The organism is Xanthomonas sp. JL1 (genome assembly GCF_038405005.1).
On record NZ_JBBYGR010000006.1, the window covers coordinates 30108 to 50826 of the forward strand.

At 65.3% G+C, this 20719-nt stretch carries 23 protein-coding genes and 3 other RNA genes; 12 read left to right on the plus strand and 14 right to left on the minus strand.

The features are described from left to right. Positions 1-107 precede the first annotated feature (107 nt). The 3 genes from WJW29_RS01200 to WJW29_RS01210 are packed head-to-tail and all read right to left on the minus strand — an operon-like array spanning position 108 to position 2562. A complete protein-coding gene (locus WJW29_RS01200) occupies positions 108-788 on the minus strand; it encodes an HAD family phosphatase (RefSeq protein WP_011407567.1) in 681 nt (226 codons plus the stop codon). After that, the gene (locus WJW29_RS01205) at positions 785-1498 is read right to left on the minus strand and encodes a 16S rRNA pseudouridine(516) synthase (protein ID WP_011407566.1); all 714 of its coding nucleotides are present in this window, start codon (positions 1496-1498) and stop codon (positions 785-787) included. The genes WJW29_RS01200 and WJW29_RS01205 overlap by 4 nt, the downstream gene beginning before the upstream one ends. Then, entirely contained in the window at positions 1495-2562 is a 1068-nt protein-coding gene (locus WJW29_RS01210; protein ID WP_011407565.1) for a class I SAM-dependent methyltransferase, read from the minus strand. The genes WJW29_RS01205 and WJW29_RS01210 overlap by 4 nt, the downstream gene beginning before the upstream one ends. Before the next feature lie 148 nt (positions 2563-2710). On the opposite strand from WJW29_RS01210, the gene WJW29_RS01215 reads away from it, so the two are divergent. From WJW29_RS01215 to WJW29_RS01225, 3 genes are all read left to right on the plus strand, one after another. Next, complete coding sequence (locus tag WJW29_RS01215; protein WP_011407564.1) at positions 2711-2998, plus strand: hypothetical protein; 288 nt, start codon at positions 2711-2713, stop codon at positions 2996-2998. 106 nt (positions 2999-3104) lie between these two features. Further along, positions 3105-3374 (plus strand): hypothetical protein, encoded by a 270-nt coding sequence (locus WJW29_RS01220; protein ID WP_042464469.1) that lies wholly within the window; start codon positions 3105-3107, stop codon positions 3372-3374. Between the two features lie 96 nt (positions 3375-3470). Further along, positions 3471-3547: non-coding RNA, sX9 sRNA (locus WJW29_RS01225), on the plus strand. Between the two features lie 4 nt (positions 3548-3551). Here the strand turns inward: WJW29_RS01225 and WJW29_RS01230 are convergent. From WJW29_RS01230 to WJW29_RS01255, 6 genes are all read right to left on the minus strand, one after another. After that, a complete protein-coding gene (locus WJW29_RS01230; protein ID WP_011407562.1) occupies positions 3552-4889 on the minus strand; it encodes a sorbosone dehydrogenase family protein in 1338 nt (445 codons plus the stop codon). 88 nt (positions 4890-4977) lie between these two features. Further along, positions 4978-5286, minus strand: coding sequence for a DUF3247 family protein (locus tag WJW29_RS01235; RefSeq protein WP_011407561.1), 309 nt, complete (start codon positions 5284-5286; stop codon positions 4978-4980). Between the two features lie 129 nt (positions 5287-5415). Then, positions 5416-5490, minus strand: a non-coding RNA gene (locus tag WJW29_RS01240) — sX9 sRNA. A gap of 280 nt (positions 5491-5770) precedes the next feature. Next, positions 5771-7807 (minus strand): PAS domain-containing sensor histidine kinase, encoded by a 2037-nt coding sequence (locus WJW29_RS01245; protein WP_042464467.1) that lies wholly within the window; start codon positions 7805-7807, stop codon positions 5771-5773. Positions 7808-7893: 86 nt separating this feature from the next. Beyond that, on the minus strand, positions 7894-8202 hold the full coding sequence (locus WJW29_RS01250) for a hypothetical protein (protein ID WP_011407559.1): 309 nt from the start codon (positions 8200-8202) through the stop codon (positions 7894-7896). Next, the gene (locus WJW29_RS01255; RefSeq protein WP_042465447.1) at positions 8189-8635 is read right to left on the minus strand and encodes a hypothetical protein; all 447 of its coding nucleotides are present in this window, start codon (positions 8633-8635) and stop codon (positions 8189-8191) included. Before WJW29_RS01255 ends, WJW29_RS01250 begins: the two co-directional genes overlap by 14 nt. A gap of 248 nt (positions 8636-8883) precedes the next feature. On the opposite strand from WJW29_RS01255, the gene WJW29_RS01260 reads away from it, so the two are divergent. Beyond that, positions 8884-9465 (plus strand): DUF3016 domain-containing protein, encoded by a 582-nt coding sequence (locus tag WJW29_RS01260; RefSeq protein ID WP_011407557.1) that lies wholly within the window; start codon positions 8884-8886, stop codon positions 9463-9465. 402 nt (positions 9466-9867) lie between these two features. Here the strand turns inward: WJW29_RS01260 and alr are convergent, their stop codons facing one another. Next, positions 9868-10968, minus strand: a complete 1101-nt coding sequence (gene alr, locus WJW29_RS01265; RefSeq protein ID WP_011407556.1) for an alanine racemase — start codon at positions 10966-10968, stop codon at positions 9868-9870. Beyond that, entirely contained in the window at positions 10968-12257 is a 1290-nt protein-coding gene (locus tag WJW29_RS01270) for a D-amino acid dehydrogenase (protein WP_011257589.1), read from the minus strand. Before WJW29_RS01270 ends, alr begins: the two co-directional genes overlap by 1 nt. A gap of 148 nt (positions 12258-12405) precedes the next feature. Here WJW29_RS01270 and WJW29_RS01275 point away from each other — a divergent pair, with 148 nt between their 5' ends. Next, entirely contained in the window at positions 12406-12885 is a 480-nt protein-coding gene (locus WJW29_RS01275; RefSeq protein ID WP_011257588.1) for an Lrp/AsnC ligand binding domain-containing protein, read from the plus strand. Between the two features lie 51 nt (positions 12886-12936). Here the strand turns inward: WJW29_RS01275 and WJW29_RS01280 are convergent, their stop codons facing one another. After that, complete coding sequence (locus WJW29_RS01280) at positions 12937-13362, minus strand: hypothetical protein (protein WP_012446162.1); 426 nt, start codon at positions 13360-13362, stop codon at positions 12937-12939. A gap of 280 nt (positions 13363-13642) precedes the next feature. On the opposite strand from WJW29_RS01280, the gene msrB reads away from it, so the two are divergent. From msrB to motB, 4 genes are all read left to right on the plus strand, one after another. Further along, positions 13643-14107, plus strand: coding sequence for a peptide-methionine (R)-S-oxide reductase MsrB (msrB, locus tag WJW29_RS01285; RefSeq protein WP_011257586.1), 465 nt, complete (start codon positions 13643-13645; stop codon positions 14105-14107). A 305-nt stretch (positions 14108-14412) separates the two neighbouring features. Continuing rightward, positions 14413-14904: an MliC family protein gene (locus tag WJW29_RS01290; protein WP_011407555.1), complete on the plus strand. Its 492-nt coding sequence runs from the start codon at positions 14413-14415 to the stop codon at positions 14902-14904. Positions 14905-15001: 97 nt separating this feature from the next. Next, a complete protein-coding gene (gene motA / locus WJW29_RS01295) occupies positions 15002-15856 on the plus strand; it encodes a flagellar motor stator protein MotA (protein ID WP_008573335.1) in 855 nt (284 codons plus the stop codon). Between the two features lie 10 nt (positions 15857-15866). Continuing rightward, entirely contained in the window at positions 15867-17024 is a 1158-nt protein-coding gene (gene motB, locus WJW29_RS01300; protein ID WP_011407554.1) for a flagellar motor protein MotB, read from the plus strand. Positions 17025-17142: 118 nt separating this feature from the next. Here the strand turns inward: motB and WJW29_RS01305 are convergent. Continuing rightward, positions 17143-17219, minus strand: a non-coding RNA gene (locus WJW29_RS01305) — sX9 sRNA. 191 nt (positions 17220-17410) lie between these two features. On the opposite strand from WJW29_RS01305, the gene WJW29_RS01310 reads away from it, so the two are divergent. The 3 genes from WJW29_RS01310 to WJW29_RS01320 all read left to right on the plus strand — a co-directional run bounded on the left by WJW29_RS01310 (position 17411) and on the right by WJW29_RS01320 (position 19175). Continuing rightward, on the plus strand, positions 17411-17977 hold the full coding sequence (locus WJW29_RS01310; RefSeq protein WP_082325219.1) for a hypothetical protein: 567 nt from the start codon (positions 17411-17413) through the stop codon (positions 17975-17977). A gap of 8 nt (positions 17978-17985) precedes the next feature. Beyond that, positions 17986-18270, plus strand: coding sequence for a DUF4031 domain-containing protein (locus WJW29_RS01315; RefSeq protein WP_011257582.1), 285 nt, complete (start codon positions 17986-17988; stop codon positions 18268-18270). A gap of 176 nt (positions 18271-18446) precedes the next feature. After that, entirely contained in the window at positions 18447-19175 is a 729-nt protein-coding gene (locus tag WJW29_RS01320; protein ID WP_082325218.1) for a response regulator transcription factor, read from the plus strand. Here WJW29_RS01320 and WJW29_RS01325 read toward each other — a convergent pair. Next, positions 19157-20530: an ATP-binding protein gene (locus tag WJW29_RS01325; protein WP_027703247.1), complete on the minus strand. Its 1374-nt coding sequence runs from the start codon at positions 20528-20530 to the stop codon at positions 19157-19159. The genes WJW29_RS01320 and WJW29_RS01325 overlap by 19 nt on opposite strands. Positions 20531-20719 lie beyond the last annotated feature (189 nt).

Below are 20719 nucleotides of genomic sequence, written 5' to 3' on the forward strand. Positions count from 1 at the left end.
GATGACGGGCTCTGGTTGATGACGCGCGTCGCGCGTTGCTGCAGCACCTCCGTGACAAAAGCCCGGTCGCAACGTGGTTGTACCGATGCGCAGCACCACCAACCGCATCAACCCGACAAGCATGCTTCCAGCAAGCGCTGCGCATCGCCTAGCGAGGGGAGGATGCGATGGCCGAGCGCACGCACGGCGGCATCGGGTTCGAGCAGGTCCGGAATCTGGATAGGCGTCATGCCGGCCGCCAATGCCGCGCGCACGCCGATGGGCGAGTCTTCCAGCACCAGGCAGAGCGTAGGGTCCACGGCCAGCGCGCGCGCGGCCAGCAGATAGATATCCGGCGCAGGCTTTGGATGGACGACATCGCTGGCCGTGCACACCGCGTCGAAGCGCCACAGCAGATCGGCCGCTTCCAACTTGCGCAGCGCCAGCGGGCGCTGGGTAGAAGTGGCCACCGCACGCGGCATGCCCTGCGCGGCCAGATACTCCAGCAATGCGATGATGCCGGGCCGGTGGGGGATGCCACGTTCGACCGCAGCGGCATACAAGCGTTGCGCGTGCGCCAGCGTGGCCTCGGCAGAGGCGTCGCCGATGCGTTCGCCCAGCAACAGCCGGCAAGCCACATCGCCGGTGCCCACCATGCGCAACCAGAACGCCGGCTCGATCTGCAAGCCCTGCTCGTCGGCGGCCTGCACCAGGCAGGCGGTGATGGCGCGCTCGCTGTCGAGCATCAAGCCATCCATGTCGAAGATCACCGCCTGCGGGCGGAATGACAGCGCTGCAATCTGCGTCATGCGGCAGCACCGCGACCAAACAACACCTCAAGATCGCTCGCTTCCAGCGCACGCCATTGCCCGGACGGCAATCCATCCAGCGACAGGCCGCCAATGCGGCTGCGATGTAGAGCAACCACGTGATTGCCGGCGGCAGCGAACATGCGCCGTACTTGGTGGTAGCGGCCTTCGTGCAGGGTCAGCCGCGCTTCGCGTGGGCCAAGGACCTCCAATTCGGCCGGCAACAGCGGCTTGGTTTCGCCTTCCAACAGCAAGCTGCCACTGGCAAACAACGCGGCTTCGTCGCCACGCAGCTCTTCGGCCAGGGTGATGTCGTACACCTTGTCCAGGGCGGATTTGGGCGAAATGATCCGATGCAGCAGCGCGCCGTCGTCGGTCATCAACAACATGCCGCTGGTTTCGCGGTCCAGCCGGCCCACCGGCGCCAGCACCGGCGCACGCGAACGGAAGCGTGGCGGCAACAGCTCGTAGATCAGCCGGCCGGTGTCCTTGGTCGAACAGGTGTAGCCGCCGGGTTTATGCAGCAACAGGCTGAAGCCCGGTGGCGGATCGAGCGGTTCGCCATCGATGCGGATGGCGTCGTGCTCCACCTGGTCGTCGGCGTACAGCACCTCGCCCTGCGCATCGGTGACCGCGCCCTGTCGAAACAGCTGGGTCACCTGCTTACGGCTGCCATAACCGAGATTGGCGATATGTTTGACCAGCTTCATGCGCGCGCTCCACGGCCGCGGATGGCCGAGATCAGCTTGAAACCATCGCGCTCTGCAGCCACGCGCACCTGCCCGAAACTTTCGTTGAGCACCTGTTCGTAGGGCAAATGCCGGTTGGCCACCAACAACAGTTGCCCGCCCGGGCGCAGCGCCTGTGCAGCCACCGCGATGAAGCGTTGGCCGATATCCGGGCGGTCGGCACGCGAGGGTGTATGGAAAGGCGGATTGCTGACGATGAAATCGTAGTGCGCCACCAGCCCGGCGGTGACATCGCGCCAGTGGTAGTGCAGCTGCGCCGGATGCGTGATGCCCTGCAGATTGCGCCGCGCCAGCGTCAGCGCGCGCGCCTGGGCTTCGTACAGATCCAGCACAGTGACCTTGGGGCACCGCGCCAGCACTTCGGCCGATAGATAACCGAAGCCTGCGCCCAGATCGGCGCCATGACCAGCCAGCGTGGTGGGCAGATGCTCGACCAGCAGCGCCGATGCCGGGTCGATGCGATCCCAGGCGAATACACCGGGACGGCTGACAAAGCGGCCGTCCAGGATCTTGCGTGGCGCATCCAGCGCTGCCCAGCGCGCCTGCAGCGTGGCGTCGGTGTCGGCCGGCAGCGGCGCAGTCCAGTAGGTGCGGCAGTGGTGTTTGGTCAGGCTACCTGCCAGCCCGGTGAGCTGGCGCAGATCGGCTTCACCCGAGCGCGCGCCTTCGTTGTTGGACTGACAGGCCACCACGCGGCCACCGGGCGCAGTCAGCGCCACCGCACGTGCGAACAGGGCGCGCGCTTCTTCGCGCTGCCGCGGCGGCAGCACCAGCACCAGTGCATAGCGCGTGCTGTCGGCCTCGATCTCGCTTTCTTCACGCACGTTCCAGCCGTTACGCTCCAGCGCTTCGGCGAACGGGCGGAAGCTCTGCTCGCAGGTCAGCGTCTCGGCCACCGCCTGCTCGCGCAGCGGGAAACCGTCGCGTGCGCGCAGGAACAGCACCGGCCCCTCCGACCACGGCAGCACGCCTTGGGCGAAGGGCAGGAACAGGGCTTGAAGCGGGGCATCGTGCGGGCCAGCCATCGGATCATCGGGTCGGGAACAGGCCGCCATTGTAAGTGACCTGTGTCAAATGCCCGGCGCGCGCCTTCCAATGTCTATACGGACTATTGATGCGCACACAACATCCGCCCGCCTAGGCTGGAATCCAAGCCCACAGCGGAGAGACGCGATGCGAGCCTTGTTCGTAGGAGGAGTTGTCGACAACAGCGAGATGGATCTGGACGACACCCCGCCACCGATGCATTACCCCGAAAATACCGGCGCCGGTCGACCTCTCTATCGCCTGCATCAGGTCGGTGAGCGTGACGATGGCACAGTGGCCTATGCGGTCTACGGCGCACCGGAAATGGCCGACGACGACATCAGCCGTATTACCGAGGAGCGTGGCTATGCGCGCCGCTTCAGTGCGTCGCCGGAAGCGCCTCGGCAAGTCGATTCAAGTGGCGGGGCCAGCTAACCATCTTCCAATGCCACGTTCCGACGAGAGCGTCATCTAACGTTCTTCACTACAGCGTGTCGCGGCGATTGCCGGCACGCTGATCAACCAGAGACCGGGCCTTGTTGTGTTTATCGCACAAGAGCGCGTTCGGTGGCCGAGGGATGTTTCGCTCATTTTTTCCAAGCTGACGATGGGAAGTATCGTTGGAGCCGTTGCGTTGCGCGCGAGGCGACGCGTGGCGCAACGGCTGATTCCCTGCCCACACATTCAAAACCAGGCCCGTCCGCTCATCCGCCTCTTCGGAGCACCTTCCCCCTATACAGGGGAGGAGGAAGATGCACCGATGGCAGAAGGGATGTTCATGGCGATCGTGGCGGCTTACCTGGCGATGTAACCAGTGCACAAGCGGACTGTCGGCCCGCACGTAGAGCGGCTAACAGAACGACTGCGCTCACCGCCAGGCGGGACGAGCCCGGTGCTCGGAATCGGCATGGACCACGCGTCCACTGCGGTTCTGAGCGCGCCGTCCGCGCCCACCTGGCCGCTACTGGCGACGTGTTGTTGACCGTTCTTAACGCGCCTTCGGCGTTACCCGCCAGATCACATTGCCCACGTCGTCGGCCACCAGCAGTGCGCCGCTATGGTCGGACGCCACGCCGACGGGGCGGCCCTGCGCATTGCCTTCGGCATCCAGGAATCCATCCAGCACCGTGATCGGCGTACCGGTTGGCTTGCCGTTGGCAAACGGGACAAACAGCACCTTGTAGCCGCTGGGCGGATCGCGATTCCATGAGCCGTGCTGGCCGATGAAGGCACCCTGGCGGAAGCGCTCAGGCAGCACGCTGCCATTGGCGAAAGTCAGGCCAAGCGACGCGGTGTGCGGGCCGAGCGCGTAATCGGGCTTGATCGCCTTGGCCACCAACTCGGCATTTTGCGGTTTAACGCGCTCGTCCAGGTGCTGACCATAGTAGCTATACGGCCAGCCGTAGAAGCCGCCGTCGCGCACCGAGGTCAGGTAATCCGGCACCAGGTCGCTGCCGATTTCGTCGCGCTCGTTGACCACCACCCACAGCGATTTGCTCTGCGGCTCCCACGCAGTGCCCACCGGGTTGCGCAAGCCACTGGCGAACACGCGGCTGTTGCCGGTGGCCGGGTCGATCTCCAGAATCGCCGCACGATTCAACTCGGCTTCCATGCCATTTTCGGCCACGTTGCTATTGGATCCGACGCCCACGTACAGCTTGCTCCCGTCCGGGCTGGCCAACAGCGACTTGGTCCAATGGTGGTTGATGCCGCCAGGCAGATTGGCCACGAAGGTCGGCTTGGCGGTGATGTGGGTGTCGCCAGGCTTGTACGGGAAACTCACCAGCGCATCGGCGTTGGCGACATAGAAACGGTCGCCAATCAGGGCCATGCCGAACGACGAAAAAAGGCCGCTGACGAACTGCGTGCGCACCTCTGCCACACCGTCGCCATCGGCATCGCGCAGCAACGTGATGCGATTGGCGCTGGCCACCGCCGCGCCGGCCTTTTTCATCATCGCGCCCTGCACTTTCTTGCGCAGTCCACCGCCAGTTTCGGCATCTTCGGGCTTGGGCGGCTCGGCAGTTTCGGCCACCAACACATCGCCATTGGGCAGCACATAGATCCAACGCGGGTGATCGAGATCGCGCGCAAACGCCGCAACCTGCAGATCATCGGCAGCGATGGGCTTGGCATTGGCTGCCCAGCGCTTGACCGGCGCTATCTTGACGGTGGGAATCAGACGCTTCACCGGCTCGGGCAATTGCGGATTCGGCCCCGTCCCCTGTTCGATGGCCAGCGTGGCGGTATCGCCACATGCAGCAAGAACGGCGAGCGCCATCAACGACAGCGGCCAGCGAGCGAACGTCAACACGGGTGCATTCATTGCGGCGGAATCCTGAACAGCGGCGGCAGCGGGTCATCATGCCGCCAACGGCACGATGAGAAGTAAACACATCGTCAACACGCAGCCTTTACGGCATGACGTGTGGGTCAGCGCCAAGCGGCATCGGGTGCACTGCGACGATCCGGTCCATCCAGATCCATTGCGGCTCTTGCGAGGCATCCAGCTGATCCAGGCGCAGTTGTCCGTTGACGCCTTCTTTGCGGTGTTCGTCTAGGTAGGTCTGCAGACTCGGACGCACGGCAACCGTGCCGCTGATCATGCTGCCGTCGTCGAGCTCGATCCGTACGCGTTCCTGACCATCGAGCAGAGACACCCAAGGTTCGAGCGTGGCGATCTGGACCTGTTCGGAATACACGTGCGGGGCATATTTGGGCATTGCGCCATCTCTGGGAGTAGAGCGCATCACGCTAGGCCAGCGCGCGTGAAAGAGGCAGAAAACGCGTCACTTGCCGGCGACTGCTTTTAGCGTTCGCACAGTGCCTGCGTCGGCAGGTGTTCTTAGCGCGGCTAACAAAACGTAGCGAACAACCGTCAGGTGAGCGCGGACAGCGCGCTCAGAACCGCAGTGGACGCGTGGTATGTGCCGATTCCGGGCACCGGCCGCGCCCGCTTGGCGGTGAGCGCAGTCGTTTTGTTGGCTGCTCTTGATTGCTGCAGACAAACTGGATCGGCAGTTGAGACCACAGATCAATAAAAAACCGGCCGTTGCGAAACGGTCGGCTGTTTCCATTGCCAATGCAGTGACGGCCGTAACGCCTCAGCACGCCTGATCCGGATGACCTGCTGCAAGCATCCGACGGTGTGGCCGTAGCCCACTGGCCAATACACCTCCCACGCGCGGCAATAACGTCGTACACGCGTTACTCCACAGCGTCGCGCGCAGCACGCACGGCAGCAACCAACTGCGCCACGCTATACGGCTTTGCGAGATGCTCTTGAAACCCGGACTCCAGCGCGCGATTGCGGTCGTCTTCGCGGGCCAGCGCGGTCACCGCCACGGCCGGCAGCGCGGTTGCATCCAGTCCGAGGTTTTCGCGCACAGTGCGGATCAACCCGTAGCCGTCCATGCCGGGCATGCCGATATCGGTGAGCATCAGATCGAAGCGGGCGTGGCCGCGATGATCGAGCAAGGCCAATGCGTCGGTGGCGCTGCCGGCGGTGACCACCTCGGCGCCCTGCTCTTCGAGCAAACGCCGCAGATAATCGAGCATGTCCGGTTGGTCTTCGACCGCCAGCAGGCGCAGACCGTTGAGCGCGCGCGCCTCGACAATCTGTTCGGACATCAGCCGCCGCCGCAATTCGCGACGCGGACGCTTGGCTTGATCGGGAATATGTTCGGGCAAGCGCACGGTGAAGGTCGCACCCTTGCCGCGGCCGCCGCTGGTGGCACCGACCTGGCCGCCGTGCATTTCAACCAGCTGTTGCACGATCGCCAGGCCAAGACCCAAACCGCCATGCTGGCGCGTGGTCGTGCCATCGGCTTGACGGAAACGTCCGAACAGATGCGGCAGAAATTCGGCTGCAATGCCGTCGCCGGAGTCGCAGACCGACACCACCAGATGCCCGTCGTCGCGCTCGATACTGACGTCGATACGGCCATGCGCCGGGGTGAACTTGATCGCGTTGGAAAGCAGATTCCATACCACCTGCTGCAGGCGCGTGGCATCGCCAAGCACCAGGCATGGCGTGGGCGGCACATGCAGTTTCAGTATCTGGTCCTTGCCTTCGGCGGCCAGTTCCTGGGTGTTCAAGGCTTCGCGCACCTGCTCGGCCAGGTCCAGCGATTCGACTTCCAGCTGCACCTTGCCCAACAACATGCTGCTGAGATCGAGCATGTCGGAAATCAGTCGCTTCTGCGCGCGTGCGCTGCTGGCGATGACCGACAAGCCCTTGTAGGTGGTGTGTCCTTCTTCCACCCGCTGCAGCAGCAATTCGCTCCAGCCCAGGATGGTGGTCAGCGGGGTGCGCAATTCGTGCGAGAGCGTGGCCAGGAACTCGTCCTTCAGCCGCGCCATGCTTTCGGCCTCGTTGCGCGCGCTGCGCTCGGATTCGAGCAATTGCTCGCGCGCCAGCTCGATCTCGCGCTGCTCGGTCACATCCGGGCTGCTCCCGGCCAGGCCGATGAACCGGCCATCGGCCGAATAGCGCGGCGTGGCAGTCATCTCGATCCAGCGCCACTGTCCATCATGGCGGCGTGCACGCACCAGTGCGCGCAGGCCGCGTTGTTCCTGCAGCGATGCCGCCAGCTCGAATTGAAACGTCGGCAAATCGTCGGGATGCAGCAATTCGCTCCACGCCGATACCGTGCCGCTGGAAATATCCAGGCCGAAGAATTCGCCGTACGCGCTGTTGACGAAGCGCACCACGCCCTGCGCGTCCAGCACCCACACCGGCATCGGCAACCCGTCGGCCAGCGCACTGAAACGCGCCTCGCTTTCGGCCAGCTCACGCTCGACACGCTTGCGCTCGGTAATGTCCATGAACAAGACAGCCACCCGCCCCTGGTCCGGCCGCCCGACGCGGAACGCATCGACCGAATACCAGCGCTTGAGCGCCTTGGCCTGCATTTCAAAGTGGATGCGGTTGCCTGTGCGGGCAACAAGGCCGTAGCGGTCGAACCACTCCTGCTCATGCTCAGGGAGCAGGTCGCGAATGGAAATGTTCAGTGCGTTGGTGGACAGACCGGTGTAGCGCTCGAACGCGCCATTGGTGGTACGGATCAGATAATCCACCGCCTGCTCACCGTCGAACACCATGTCGATGACGCAGAAACCGGCATCGATGTTGTGGAAGATTTCGTGATACATCGCCGGGTCGAGAAACGGCTCGGCGATGGCGGCCGGCAGGGCGGCAGCCAGCGAAGGGCTGGAAGAAGGAGTGCTCAAATCGGAGATCACGGATGCTACCGGAGCGGATGACCGGCAGATGAAACCACGCCCGATGTCGTCAGCGGGTGCACGACAGGCGTCCTAAGTTCACCCATTCATTGCCAATTCCAGACGCGCCACAAGGTAGTGGCAGCGAATCCGATGCATGTTGCCAGCACCACGATCCCGGCGATCACACCGCGCAACACCCATTCCCCCTCGCGCCGCAGCTGTTCGTCCATCCAGCGCTGCGCATCCGCGCGCCAGGCGGTAGAGCGTGCGGAGTCCGAATCCAGCAGCAACAGGCGGGCCCGTGAGGCCCCCATCTCGGCGCAGTCGTCGCGGCAGCGCTGGCTGAAGCCGTCTTCGCCGCTGGCGATCTGCGCGCCCACCGGCAATTGCAGTTCGAGTTCATGCCTGGACATAACGGGGACGCTCCTGATCAAGCTCATGTTCCAGCGCCATGCGCGCCAGCTGGGTGTAGTTGGCGCGCGGACCCTGTCCACGCCCGGTCAGCATTCCCTGGTAATCCAGGTCCTGCCAGACCCGGCCGGTCCACTCGACGCAGTCTTCGGCAATGACCAGCATCAGTGAATAGCGATACTCCAGGCCGTTGGCAGCGGTGTAGGTGTAGACCGGCGGGAACTGCACGGCCACATCCACCTGCCGCGCCAGCGCAGCCAGATGCTCGCGCAGCGCAGCGCGTGGATCGGCGCCTGGCTCCAGCTGCAACGCACGGGTTGCCAGATCCAGGGCCACCTCGCTGTGCAGGGCGACGAATGCAGCTGCACCAGATGCAAGGTTATGGCCGTGCTGTTTGGCCCAGTCGATGAATTGCAGACGCACGTCCGACGGCAGGTGTGCCGGCGCCGAAGACGCTGATTTTGTGCGGAAAGAAGGAGTGTCCCTGCTGACGATCTTCCGGGCTGTGCCGTGAAGGGCGGGCGCAGGCGCAGTGAACCCGCCGTCATGGCCGGCGGCGGCGGATTAACCGTGTGGCAACGTGGTTGCAAGCCCAGGCGTGCCGCGCGTTGCAGGTGCTCGGACGCACCCCCACACTGCCAGAATGCCCGGTACGTCACGTACCTTCCGCTTGGAGGCTTTCAATGAAACTTTCCAATCTTTTCGGCGCCAGCCTGCTGCTGGCTGGCTGGCTTGCGGCGACCGGTGCACAGGCCTGGGGACGCAACGTCACCGACCCCGACGCACCCCGCGCGCTGAGCAGCGATGGCAAGGTGAAGGTGGACGTGCGCTGGACCGACCCGGCGCAGTTCTCCGAAGTGCGCTTCAGCGGCAACCGTTGGGAGGCGCAGCGCGGCGACTGGGTGACCCAACTGGCAACTCACTTTCAACAGAGCGCAGCGCGCCAGCTGCCCGATGGCCAGCACCTGAGCGTCACCATCACCGACATCCGCCGCGCCGGCCAATACGAGCCCTGGCACGGGCCGCGCATGCAGGACGTGCGCGTGGTCAAGGACATCTACCCGCCGCGGATCAGTTTCACCTATACGCTCACCGGCGCCGATGGCCGGGTGATCGACCAGGGCGAACGCAAGTTGGTGGACTCGGCCTTCCTAATGAGCGGCCCGCGGTTCACCGACAGCGACCCGCTGCGCTTCGAGAAAGCGATGATCGACGACTGGGTGCGCAAGCAGTTCCGCAGCGATCACAGGACGGCTGGGTTGTAACCAGTTGGTGCTGACAGCGCCGGAAAAGCAACCCGGCTGTGTGTGCGAACGGCGCGTGGCAACGCGCCGTTTTTGCGTGTCGGCGCGCGGGTGATACGCATCCACCGTGCCATAAGGGTTAACGGCGCGATGGAAGTGACTAGCGCACTCACGGCGTACGGCGACCACTTCGAGCCTCTCTCCCGCGGTCGCTAAGACCCAGGGGTTATCGGTCGACCACGCCGCCTCTCGACGCCTAATCTGGCAGATCGCAAAGAGATAAGGGGTTGAGGTGAGGGTACGGGGCGAAGCTCACGGGTGCTTCCAATTGCATGTGACGTCGCCCGTCCCCTCATCCGCCCCGTCGGGGCACCTTCTCCCCCATGACGAAGGACAACGTCCCGATGGGAGAAGGAATCCACGTTACCGCGCTGCAACCTCGCCCACTGCCGCACTAGCCACATACGTCCGCGGCACGCGCTTGAGTCCACACAACAGCTGATACGCGCTGACATTGCATTGCGTGGCCAGTGGGCCAACGCGTGGTGCCTGGCCCCACAGCTGCACGGTGGCACCAATGTCGGCCTGCGGATGGTCGGTGAGGTCCACGGTGAGCATGTCCATCGAGACGCGACCGATCAATGGGCAGACCTGGCCATCCACCAGCACCGGGGTGCCGTTCGGCGCGAACTGCGGGTAGCCGTCGGCATAGCCCATCGCCACCACGCCGACGCGGGTCGGTCGTTCGGCGACAAAACGGGCGCCGTAGCCCACCGGTTCGCCGACCGGCAGGTCGCGGACCAAAATGATGCGCGAGCGCAGCGTCATCACCGGGCGCAATTGCGCAGTGTTCTCGGTGTCCTGCGGGAACGGGTTGGCGCCGTACAACATCAGCCCCGGGCGCGACCAGTCGTTGCGCAGCGCCGGCCAGCCGAGCAGGCCGGGCGAATTGCGCAGACTGGTTTCCGCGCGCATGCCGCCGGCGGTCAGCGCAAAGGCCACCGCCTGTTCGTCTGTGCGGCTGCAGTCCAATTCGTCGGCGCGCGCCAGGTGGGTCATCAGCACCAGCGAGGCGATCTGCGGCAGCCCGCGCAGGCGCAGCCATGCGGCGCGGAAGTCTTCCGGCGACAGGCCCAGCCGATGCATGCCGCTGTCCATCTTCAACCACACCCGCAACGGTCGTGGGCTCTGGAACGCGGCCAGCGCGCGCACCTGTTGCGGCGTAGCCGCCACCGTCCACAGGTCGTGCTCGGCGATCAGGCGCAGCTCGTCGTGCTCGAAGAACCCTTCCAGCAACAGGATTGGCGCGCGGATGCCGGCCTGGCGCAGTTCCAGCGCCTCTTCGATGCAGGCCACCGCGAAGCCATCGGCCTCCGGTTCCAGCGCCTGCGCGCAAGGCACTGCGCCATGCCCGTAAGCATCGGCCTTGACCACCGCCAGCGCCTTGCTGCCACCCAGGCGCTTGGCCAGGCGGTAGTTGTGGCGCAACGCCTCCAGATCGATCGACGCTTGCGCAGGACGCACTAGGCGGCCTCCCGCTGCGGGCGCGCACTGCGTGGCGACAGGTACCGGAAAATATCCAGACCGTCGGTATCGATCTCCGGCGTGCGGCCCTGCATGAGATCGGCCAGGTAGCGTCCGGAGCCGCAGGCCATGGTCCAGCCCAGCGTGCCGTGGCCGGTGTTGAGGAACAGGTTGGCATACGGCGTGGCGCCGACCACCGGCGTGCCATCCGGGGTGGCCGGGCGCAGGCCGGTCCAGAATTCGGCCTGGGCCAGATCGCCACCGCCGGGGAACAGGTCGTTGACCACCATTTCCAGGGTGGCGCGGCGACGCGGATTCAGCGACATGTCGAAGCCGGCCACCTCGGCCATACCGCCGACGCGGATGCGGTCGTCGAAGCGGGTGAGCGCGATCTTGTAGCTTTCGTCGAGCACGGTGGAGGTCGGCGCGCGCTGCGCATCGACGATCGGGATGGTGAGCGAGTAGCCCTTGAGCGGGTACACCGGCAGATGCAGGCCGAGCGAGAGCAACAGGTCGGCCGAATAGCTACCCAGCGCCAGCACGTAGCGGTCGGCGGTTTCGATGCGGCCATCGATTTGCACGCCGGTGACCTGGCCGCCAGCGTGTTCCAGCCACTCGATCTGGTAACCGTAGCGAAAGGTGACACCTGCCTGCGCAGCCAGTTCGGCCAGGCGCTGGGTGAACAGGCGGCAGTCGCCGGTCTGGTCTTCGGGCAGGCGCAGTGCGCCGGCCATCTGCGCGCCACCGCCGGCCAGTCCGGGCTCGAATTGCGCAATCTGCGCCGGGCTCAGCAGCTCGTACGGCACGCCGTACTGGGCCAACACTTCGATGTCCTGCGCAGCCGCGTCAAGCTGCTGCTGGGTGCGGAACAACTGGGTGGTGCCGAGCTGGCGGCCTTCGAATTCGATCCCAGTCTCGGCACGCAGTGCATTGAGGCAGTCGCGACTGTAGTCGGACATGCGCACCATGCGCGCCTTGTTCACCGCATACCGCTCGGCGGTGCAGTTGCGCAGCATCTGGCTCAGCCACGCCAGCTGGCGTAGGTCGCGGGTGGGGCGGATCGACAGCGGCGCATGCTGTTCGAACAGCCACTTCACCGCCTTGCCGGGCACGCCGGGCGCGGCCCAGGGAGAGGTGTAGCCGAACGACAGCTGGCCGGCGTTGGCGTAGCTGGTCTCCAGCGCAGCGGCCGGCTGGCGGTCAACCACGGTCACTTCGCAACCGGCCTGCGCCAGGTACCACGCACTGGTCACGCCAATGACGCCGCTGCCGAGAATGAGCACACGCATGTCGTTCTCCTCAAAAGGGCATTCCCCCACAACCACGCGCCGAGGGGGCTAGTTAGACGCAGTATATTGCGAGCCAGGCAGTGCCATTTCTGGAATCGGCACGGCCTTGCAGTGAAACTTCCTGCCAAACCTTGCCAAGACAAATTCCATGACCAGCCGCGCCCGGGAGCTGGACAAGATCGACCGCAAGATCCTGCGCATCCTGCAACAGGAGGAGCGGATTTCGTTTACCGAACTGGGCGAGCGGGTGGGCCTGTCGACCACGCCCTGCACCGAGCGTGTGCGCCAGCTGGAGCGCGATGGCGCCATCACCGGCTACTACGCGCGGCTGGACCCGCACTATCTCAAGGCCAGCCTGCTGGTCTTCGTGGAGATCAGCCTGGCGTACAAATCCGGCGACATCTTCGAACAATTCCGCCGCACCGCGCTGAAGCTGCCCAACGTGCTGGAGTGCCATCTGGTCTCCGGCGATTTCGACTACCTGCTCAAGGCGCGCATCAGCGAGATGGCCTCCTACCGCAAGCTGCTCGGCAGCACCGTGCTGACCATGCCGCATGTGCGCGAATCCAAGAGCTACATCGTGATGGAAGAGGTCAAGGAGACGCTGGCGTTGCCGATCGCCGATTGAGGCGGGAAATTGTAAATTGGGAATTGGCAACAGTAGAGCGCAGCGCCGCTATCAGCGCACCACGCGCATGCCATCGCCCGCCGGCACCGCGTCGTCGTAGCGACCGGTCTTCGTATCCAGCACCCGGTTGGCGCCGGCCGGCTGCATGCCCTGCAGCAAGCGACCGTTGCGGTCGTAGACCATCGGCTTGGTCGGCGCCACCTGGCTGCCGGCAGGTGCGACAGGGGTCTGTGCCGGGCCACGCGTGGGAATGGTCGGCGCGACCAGGCGTTGCCCCAGCTGCGAGGGCACGGGTGCGGCGGCAGGTGCCGGCTGCAGCGCGCGCGGCGTCACCGGGGGCTGCACCGGCGTTGGTGTGGTGATGGGTTGCAAGTGCGTGGACGAGTGCGTGGTGGTGGCCGACTGCGCTGCTGCCGCTGCGGCCATCGTCAGCAGAACGCACAGCAGAATGCGGCGGGTTGATGGATGGATCGCCATGACAGGCACCATGCGTGTTTGAGGGTCCTCACTCGATGGGGGCGCGGATGTGCTGCGGCAATGCGCACGACCGGCCGGGGGATGAACGCGTTCGCCAGGTCGTTGCGATGCGAAGAACGTCGCCACGGAGTGCAGTGGCGCACGCCAGCGCGTTCGCATGCAGCGATGACACCTGCGCAGCACCATGTTGATCGCGCTCACCGGTTGAACCGCCCCCGACAATGCCCACATCACTGGGACAGGCGCCGGCACCCCGCTGGCGAGCGCATGCGAGAGCCTCATGAGCCAGTTCGATCTGACCCCTCCCTCCCCCGCCCAGCGCGATGCCTTGATCGCCGGGCTCAGCGATGAGGAACAGCGCGTGTTGCTGCAGCATGGCACCGAGGCGCCGTTCTGCGGGGTGTTTCTGGACAACAAGCTGGACGGTGTCTATACCTGCCGGTTGTGCGGTCTGCCGCTGTTCCGGTCCAGCGCCAAATTCGAATCCGGGACGGGTTGGCCAAGCTTCTTCGCGCCTTACGACCCCGCCCATGTGCGCGAGATCCGCGATACCAGCTACGGCATGATCCGCACTGAAATCGTCTGTGCACGCTGCGACAGCCACCTGGGCCATGTGTTCCCGGACGGCCCGCCGCCGACCGGCGAGCGCCACTGCCTGAACTCGGTCTCGCTGGGCTTCACCGAAAACGGCCAGGCATTGCCCAACCCATTGCACCGCGAGGGTGCTGAGGCGCAGTCGGCCTGATGGCGTCGCCTGCTCGCCAGGCGACGGCCATGACGGCGCAGGAAGACGTCGAACAGTGCCTCCCTGCGCTTTGCGCGCCAAGCGAGGCAGTGCTCGCCACGCGCAGTGCTTGATTTTCAAACGGGCGGCCACACCCAGGCCAAGTTGCAGGTCCACCGCACCGCTGTCGTTATTCAGCCGTCCGCAGGCAGCCTGGCCGGGTCCGGCGCTCCTGATAGACGCACATGGGCAGCGCCGCGGCACAGCCCTCGCCATTCCAACCGTCGCCAGCAGGGCGACTACCCGATCCAGGCAGGAGTACGCAGATGCACACGTCCTCATCCCTGATGCTCACCGGCCTGTTGGCCACCGCCCTCGCCGGCTGCAGCGCAGGCTCACCGCCGCCGACAACGGAGGCGGCCAAGCCGGCAGGCACCGAGCCCGCCACAGCCAACAGCGCCGATGCCCGCCCACCTGCCGTGGGCACCGACGCCAGCGTCGCCGGCCCGCTGCCCAGGCCCGGTAGGACGCCTGCCCACACCGCGCCTGCCGCCGCCCCGGCGCTTCCCGCGCAGGCGGTGGGCTGGCGCTGCGGTCAGCGCATGATCGCCACCCGGTTCGACTCGGCCGCCGATGCGTTAGAGCTGACGTTGGAAGACCGCAGGCTGATCCTGGTCAGTGCGCAGGCGGCGTCCGGAACGCGCTTTGCCGATGCCCAGGGCAATCAATTCTGGGAACATGCCGGCGAAGCGACGCTATCGCTGGCGGGCGGCGAAGCGCTCAAATGCGTGCATGAGGCCACAACGACAATCGGCTAAACGTTCAGTGACAGGGCACATCTTCACGCTGCGCGCTTCAAGAATCGGCCGCGCAAGCCGAAACCATTAGCGACCCCAGTTTGCTCTCGGCTGCGCCATGCTCATTATCGTCGGCTTCATCGTCGTCATCGTCAGTGTCCTCGGCGGCTATGTGCTGTCGCACGGAAAGCTGGGCGCGTTGTGGCAGCCGTACGAGCTGATGATCATCGGTGGCGCGGCATTGGGCGCGTTCCTGGTCAGCACGCCGGGCAAGATCGTCAAGGAAACGCTCAGCGGCATCATGGGCGTGTTCAAGGGCCCGCAGTACAAGTCCGAGGACTACAAGGACACCCTGAGCCTGATCTACGAGCTGTTGAACAAGGCCCGCCGCGACGGCTTCATGGCGCTGGAAGACCACGTCGAAAAGCCGCAGGACAGCACCATCTTCGGCAACTACCCCAAGGTGGTGGCCGACCATCACCTGCTGGACTTCATCACCGACTGCCTGCGCCTGATGATCGGCAGCAACATCGAGCCGCACGAGCTGGAACCGCTGCTCGAACTGGAACTGGAAAAACACCATCACGAAGCCCTGGCGCCGTCGCATGCGCTGAGCAAGGTGTCCGACGGCCTGCCTGGCTTCGGCATCGTGGCGGCAGTGCTCGGCATCGTGATTACCATGGGCTCGATCGGCGGTCCGATCGAAGAGATCGGCCACCACGTCGGCGCCGCGCTGGTCGGCACCTTCCTCGGCATCCTGCTGGCCTACGGCTTCGTGTCGCCGTTGTCGGCGGCAATGGAAGCGCGTGCCGAGCAGGACGGGCGCATCTATGAAGCGGTCAAGACCGCGCTGCTGGCCTGCCTGCGTGGTTACAACCCGAAGATTGCGCTGGAATTCGCGCGAAAGACCCTGCCCTCCAATGTGCGTCCGAGCTTCGGCGATTTCGAAACGCACCTGAAGACGATCAAGTAGGGCCGCGGTCATGGCCGAGGCCAAATCCACCGTCATCATCCGACGGGTCAAGAAGGTGCAGGGCGGCGGCCATCATGGCGGCGCCTGGAAGGTGGCGTTTGCCGACTTCGTGACCGCGATGATGGCCTTCTTCCTGGTGCTGTGGCTGATGGCGGCCACCACCAAGGAACAGCGTGCGGCGATCTCCGAATACTTCCGCAACCCCAGCCCGCTGTCGGGCAAATCGATGGCGCCCTCGCCTGGCATGAACGGGCCTGGCGGCGCCAGCACCTCGATGATCAAGCTCGGCGGCACCGCCGACATGGCCAAGGGGCAGAAGGACGAAATGGGCCGCAAGCGCGACAATGCCGCGGACACCACCGAAGACAGCCGCAGCAAGGACAAAAAGCGCCTGGAAACGCTGATGCAGGAACTGAAAGAGGCCATCGACAAGAGCCAGGCGCTGGAGCCGTTCAAGGATCAGTTGCTGCTGGATCTCACGCCCGATGGCCTGCGCATCCAGATCGTGGACAAGCAGAACCGCCCGATGTTCGACATCGGCCGCGACCAGCTCAAGCCGTACACGGTGGAGATCCTGCACGAGCTGTCCAATTTCATTAATCAGGTGCCCAACCACATCAGCATCACCGGCCACACCGATACCACGGCCTACAGCAGCGATGCCGGCTACACCAACTGGGAACTCAGCGCCGACCGTGCCAATGCCGCGCGCCGCGCACTGGTGGGCGGTGGCATGTCCGACGCCAAGGTGACGCGCGTGGTGGGGCTGTCGTCGTCGGTGTTGTTCGACAAGACCGACCCGCAGAACCCGATCAACCGTCGCATCAGTATCGTGGTGATGACGCAGGACGCCGAAAGCGCGGCCTTGACCGGTGCAGGACAAGGCGTGGCGCTGGGCACATCGGTGCACGATGCCGACACCCAGGTGCCGGATCTGAGCGGTGCTGCGGCCACCGGCACGGCCACCGTGGGGACGCCGGTCAAGCAAGCAGCGCCAACAGCGGCCTCGCCGGTCGCCGCCACCGCGGCTCCTGTCCCGGCGGCGGCTCCGCCAGCGGCCGGCGCTGCCGCTGCCCGTCCGGCAGGACCGCGCATGTCATCCAGCGCGCAGGTGGACTCTGCCAAGGCGCTTGCCAAGGCTGCCGAAGCCGCGGTGGAGAAGCAGTAATGTCAGGGCCGGCGGGCCTGGATGTGCAGACCGCGATGTGCGATTTCCCAGGCAATCGCGTCGGGGAAACGGCCCACTGCTGTTTCGGGCCAGGTCTGCCGGTGGCGGGGTTGAGAGCGGCGAACAACACGTCGCGAGCAGCGGTCAGGTAGACACGGGCGGCGCGCTCACAACCGCAGTGGACGCGTCGTCCATGCCAATTCCGAGCACCGGCCGCGCCCGCCTGGCGGTGAGCGCAGTCGTTTTGTTGGCCGCTCTCAGGTCGGTGCCGGTGCAGACGCTGCGCCCCTGGCGGCCCTGTCTGGTGCGATGCCAATCGCCGCCGCGCATCGCATCGTGCGGCGCACGCTCTAGAATGGCTGGCCATTCCCAGCGTCGAGAACACCGTGTCCCGCAATTCCAAGGCCAAGCGCGACAAGCGCAAGAAGCAGCAACCCAAGCGCCCCTTCGCCCGTCTGGGCCAGGCGCCCCAGGTCACCAACCATGCCGTGCTGCAAGACGCCGAAGGGCGTGTCGTGGCCGCCATCGGCCTGCAGGGCGGCAGCGAGTGGATGCTGTCGATCGGCGGCCAGACCATGGACAGCGCCGACAACCCGGTGCCGATGCTGGCCCTGCTCAAGCACCTGGCCAACCTGCAGCAAGCCGAAGGCAAGACCATCTGGCTGGAATATTCGACCCAGCTGCAGCAGATGATCGACGACCTGGCCGCCGACGAAGGCCAGACCGCCGAGGAATACCTGAACACGCTGGTGGCCGAATTCCAGAACGCCGACGCGGATGAAGACGGCGACGCCGATGCAGAAGACGCCGCTGACGCTGCCGGCACCGACGCCGTCGCTGAAGATGCTGCAGCTGAAAACGCCACTGCCAGCACCGATGACAGTGCGGCCGACACAGAAGCCAGCGACGATGCCGAGAGCGACAGCGCCGGCAAGAAGGCCAGGAAGGCCTGACCCGGCCGATGGCCGTCTACGTCGACGATGCGGTGCACCTGTGGCGCGATCAGCGCTGGGCGCACCTGCTGGGCGATACGCTGGACGAGCTCCATGCCATGGCGGCGCGGCTGGGCATTCCTCGCCGCGCCTTCCAGAACAAACTCAGTGGTGCGCACTACGACGTGCCCGCTCCGCTGCGCCTTGAGGCGATCGCCCTCGGCGCCATCGCCATTTCCCGCCATACCGACCGCACCTTGCTCAAGGCGTTGATTGCCAATGCGCGAGCGCAAGCGCGCGGCGAGCACGCATAAGCGATGCCTGCGACGCCGACAGGCGGCGCACCGTCACACCCGTCGGTACACCTGCCGGCCCGCCAATCGAACCCTCGCGTCGCAATGCAAAGACATACATTGCGCGCCGCGCGTGCGTGTGGTGTTGTAGGACACCGTCGGCCCGTCACCATGGCACGTGACTTGGGAGAGGTGTCTTGTCTATCCGTGCTTCCCTACCCGATACGGACTCGCTGTTATCCGTCGCCGTTCTGGAAGACGACGCGCTGTTGCGCGAGGACATCCTCATTCCCGGGTTGCGCGAGTTCGGCTTTCGCGTCAGCGGCGCCGGAACCGCCGGCGAACTGTATCGGCTGATGCTGCAACAGGCCTTCGATCTGGTCGTGCTCGATCTCGGCCTTCCCGACGAAAGCGGATTGAGCGTGGTGACGTACCTGCGCTCGTTGTTCGCCGGACTGGGCATCGTTGTGTTGACCGGCAATCGTGGTCGCAGCGACCACGCGCGCGCCTTGCACGGCGGCGCCGACGCCTTCCTGCGCAAACCGACCGACCCGGAAATCCTCGCGCTGACCTTGCGCAACCTGGCACAGCGTCTACGCACGGCCCACATCAGCGTCACCACGCCCAGCCAAGCCTGGCGACTGCAATCAGACGGTTGGTGTCTGTTGGCACCGGACGGCACGGTCATGGTGCTGACCTCGCTGGAGCGGTGTCTGATGCGCTGCCTGGATGCGCAGCGCGGCCAGGCGATCGAGCGCGAAACCTTGGTATCGGCACTGGAAGCCGCCACCGGCGACTTCGACCTGCACCGGCTGGAAATGCTGATCCATCGTCTGCGGCGCAAGGCCGCACGCATCTCCAGCGATCGGACACCGGCGCTGCCGCTGTTGTCCTCCCGTGGCATGGGCTACCTGCTGGCCGACTGAGGCGCCGCCGCCAGCGGCAATTGCAGGCACAGACAGGCCCCGCCTTGCGGACCATTGCACGCCGCCACCTGGCCACCGGCCGCGGCGATGATGCTTTGCACCACCGACAAGCCCAGCCCGGTGCCCTTGCCGACCGGCTTGGTGGTGTAGAACGGCTCGAGAATTCGCGCCAGCAGATGCGGTGCAATGCCCGGACCGGTATCGCAGAAACGCAAGCACACCGTGGCCTCGCGCAACTCGCCTTCGATACGGAACACGCCCTGCTCCTCCATCGCGTCGCGCGCGTTGGCGGCGATGTTGAGCAGCACCAGTTCGAGATCATCGCGATCCATCAGGACCCACAGCGGCGGCCCGGCGGCGATGCACTCCAGCCGGATGTCGTGCCCGAATAGCTGACGCAAGGTGGGTTCGGCATCGCGCAGTGCTGCGCGGGCATCGAACAGGGTCGGCAGGTCGGGCTCGGCGCGGCCGAAGTTGAGGATGCGCCGGCTGACTGTCAACGCGCGCCGCGAGGCGGTCTCGATGTTTTCCAGCGTTTTGAGCAGCGGCGCTTCGCCGTAGCCCTCCAGCGCATCGCGCCGTTGCGCGTAGCCGATGATCACGTTGATCAGATTATCGAAATCGTGCGCGACGCCAGCTGCCAGACGCCCGAGCGCTTCCATTTTCTGGATGTGGATCAGTTGCTCCTGCACGCGTTCGCGCTCGGCCATTTCCTGCAGCAGACGGCGATTGAGCTGTTCCAGTTCGCGCCGGCGGTGTTCTGATTCGAGCAAGCTGTCACGCAATGCGGCGATGGTGCGATCCAGGCTGAGAGTGATCAGCAGATAGGCACCGACGGTCACCAGGCCCAAGCCGATGTTGCCGCGCACCGAGCGCCAGGGCACCGGCCAGATCACCTGTGCGAGCACGCCCAGCAACGCAGCAGCCGCCAGCAACAGGAACACGCGCCAGAGCGCGCGACTCCCCAGCACCATGCCGGCGAGTACCAGCGCCAGCAAGGGCATGGGGTTGGTCAGCAGGTCGTAAATGTCCACCCGCACATAGGTAACCACCACGCCGATCAACGTCGCGGCCACGTAAGTCCGCACCGCCCCCGCATTGTCGCCGCGCCGCACGCGCCACACGCCCAGCGCCGCACCTACCGCAGTGAGCACGCTACCCACCAGGGCAAACAACAGGTCCGTGTGACTCAGCAAGCGCGCAGCGCCAGCCACGTAGAGAAACAGGCCGATGTCGCCGGCGGTATAGAGCACGATCGCCGCCAGCAACACTTGCAGGAACGCCGCATGCCGATGGTCGCTGGCACTGGCGGACGTCGGTGGCTGCAACCAGGGCAAAACTGAGATGAATTTCACAGAAATGGCAGCAGGCGACCTAGACAACGCTGGATGCTCACATCGGTGGTGAGTGGATGCAATCGTCGTTTGGTGACAGCCCGGGATCTGCGTGACAAGTTTTTGGCGCACTTCGTGTTCGCCGACACAACTCCGCATCGACAGGGGGATGCCTTGGAGTTCGGTCGGCGCCAGTCGCTCCGCCCACCA